Origin of the sequence: Herbaspirillum sp. B65 (assembly GCF_000333555.1) — a bacterium.
In the GTDB taxonomy this organism is placed as follows: domain Bacteria; phylum Pseudomonadota; class Gammaproteobacteria; order Burkholderiales; family Burkholderiaceae_D; genus Herbaspirillum; species Herbaspirillum rubrisubalbicans.
The window spans coordinates 1-1,919 of record NZ_BADI01000451.1; the positions used below are offsets into that span (position 1 = coordinate 1).

Below are 1,919 nucleotides of genomic sequence, written 5' to 3' on the forward strand. Positions count from 1 at the left end.
CATCTTCGTCACCCACGACCAGGAAGAGGCGCTGGAAGTGGCCGACCAGGTGGTGTTGATGAACAAGGGACAGGTCGAGCAGATCGGTACCCCCGAAGCGGTCTATAACCATCCGGCCTCGCCCTTCGTCTATGGCTTCCTGGGCAATGTGAACCTGTTCCACGGTCGTCTGCACGAAGGCGTGCTCGATGCCGGTGGCGCCCGTTTCGAAGCGCCCGGGCATGACGATATCCGCGATGCCGCGGGCGTGGGTTTCGTGCGTCCGCATGATCTCGATGTGGAACGCTATACCCCCGGCGCTCAGGGCATCGTGGTGCAACTGCGTCGTGCCCACGCCATCGGTCCGCTGGCGCAACTGGAACTGGAGCGCGATGACAATGCCGAGCTGATCGAGGCGGTCATTCCCAATGAACGTTTTGCTCAACTGGGCTTGAAGAATGGTGAAACCCTGGTGGTGCGTCCGCGCCGCCTGCAGGTCTTCGCCCAGCAGGAAGGAGGGCAGGCACGATGAATTTCCAGCAATTGCGTTCCATCCGCGAAGCCGCGCGCTGCGGCTTCAACCTCACCGAAGTGGCCAATGTCCTGTTCACTTCGCAACCCGGCGTGAGCCGCCAGATCCGCGAACTGGAAGAAGAACTGGGCGTGGAAATCTTCGAGCGCAACGGCAAGCGCCTGACCGGTCTCACCGAACCCGGCAAGGGCATTCTAGGCATCGTCGAGCGGCTCTTGCTGGAGGCCGAGAACCTGCGCCGCGCCAGCAAGGAATACGCCGGCGAGCAGAGCGGCACGCTCTCCATTGCCACCACCCACACCCAGGCGCGCTATGTGCTGCCGCGCGTGGTGCAGGCCTTCCGCGATGCCTTCCCGCAGGTGCGCATCGCCCTGCAGCAGAGCGCACCGGAACACATCGCCGAATGGGTCATCTCGGGCAAGGCCGACATCGGCATCGCCACCGAGGGCCTGTCGCAGTTCAAGGAACTGGTGTCCTTCCCCTGTTATACCTGGAGCCACGTGATCGTGGTGCCCAAGGGCCATCCGCTGTTGGGGCTGGAAGAAGTCACGCTGGAAGATCTCGGCACCTGGCCGTTGATTACCTATGACGTCGGCTTTACCGGCCGTGGTCATATCGACGAAGCCTTCCGTCAGGCCGGTATTGAACCCGACATCGTGCTCACTGCCATGGACTCCGACGTGATCCAGCAATACGTCTCGCTGGGTATGGGGGTGGGCCTGGTGGCCTCGATGGCGGTGGACCAGGGCAAGCACCAGGAGATGGTCGCCATCCAGGCCTCGCACCTGTTCAAGGCCAACATCGCCCGTCTGGCGGTGCGGCGCGGAGCCTACCTGCGCGGCTATGCCTTTGATTTCATCCAGCAGTTCGCGCCTGACCTCAAGCGTGCCGACATCGTCAATGCGCTCAATGAGGCCAATGCTCAGTCTTGAGCGCGGCGTGCGTTACAGGTTCTTGCGATAGACGATGAAGCCGGAATCGATGGCCAGCGTGTCGTAGAGCCGGCGCGCCGTGGCGTTGCTGTGATGGGTGTGCCAGTACACCCGCTCGGCCCCTTCATCGGCGGCGCGCCGATACAGTTGCTCGATCAGTGCGCGCGCCACCCCGCGCCCACGGGCGGCTTCGGTGGTAAACAGGTCTTGCAGGTAGCAGGTCGGGCCGATCAGGATGGTGTTGCGGTGGTAGAGGTAATGCGCCAGGCCCAGCAGCTTGCCCTCCGATTCGGCCACCAGGGCATGGACCGGCTCGCTGGCATCGTGGATGCGCGACCAGGTCGCATGGGTGATCTGCAGGGGCAGGGCGGTGGCGCCGCTGCGGCCGTAGAAGGCATTGTAGTCATCCCACAGGATCTTCCATTGCGGGTAGTCATCTTGCTGCGCACTGCGGATGTGCAGTGCACTGTATGCGG

3 protein-coding genes are annotated in these 1,919 nt (G+C 63.2%); 2 read left to right on the forward strand and 1 reads right to left on the reverse strand.

What is annotated here, in order from left to right; genetic code table 11:
- A partial coding sequence (locus tag I5W_RS10725) for a TOBE-like domain-containing protein (protein ID WP_044529214.1) occupies nt 1-511 on the forward strand: 511 nt, incomplete at its 5' end.
- Nucleotides 508-1,443, forward strand: coding sequence for a CysB family HTH-type transcriptional regulator (locus tag I5W_RS10730; protein ID WP_017454239.1), 936 nt, complete (start codon nt 508-510; stop codon nt 1,441-1,443). The genes I5W_RS10725 and I5W_RS10730, both read left to right, overlap by 4 nt.
- A gap of 12 nt (nt 1,444-1,455) precedes the next feature.
- Here I5W_RS10730 and I5W_RS10735 read toward each other — a convergent pair whose 3' ends face one another.
- Nucleotides 1,456-1,905, reverse strand: a complete 450-nt coding sequence (locus tag I5W_RS10735) for a GNAT family N-acetyltransferase (RefSeq protein WP_044529215.1) — start codon at nt 1,903-1,905, stop codon at nt 1,456-1,458.
- Nucleotides 1,906-1,919 lie beyond the last annotated feature (14 nt).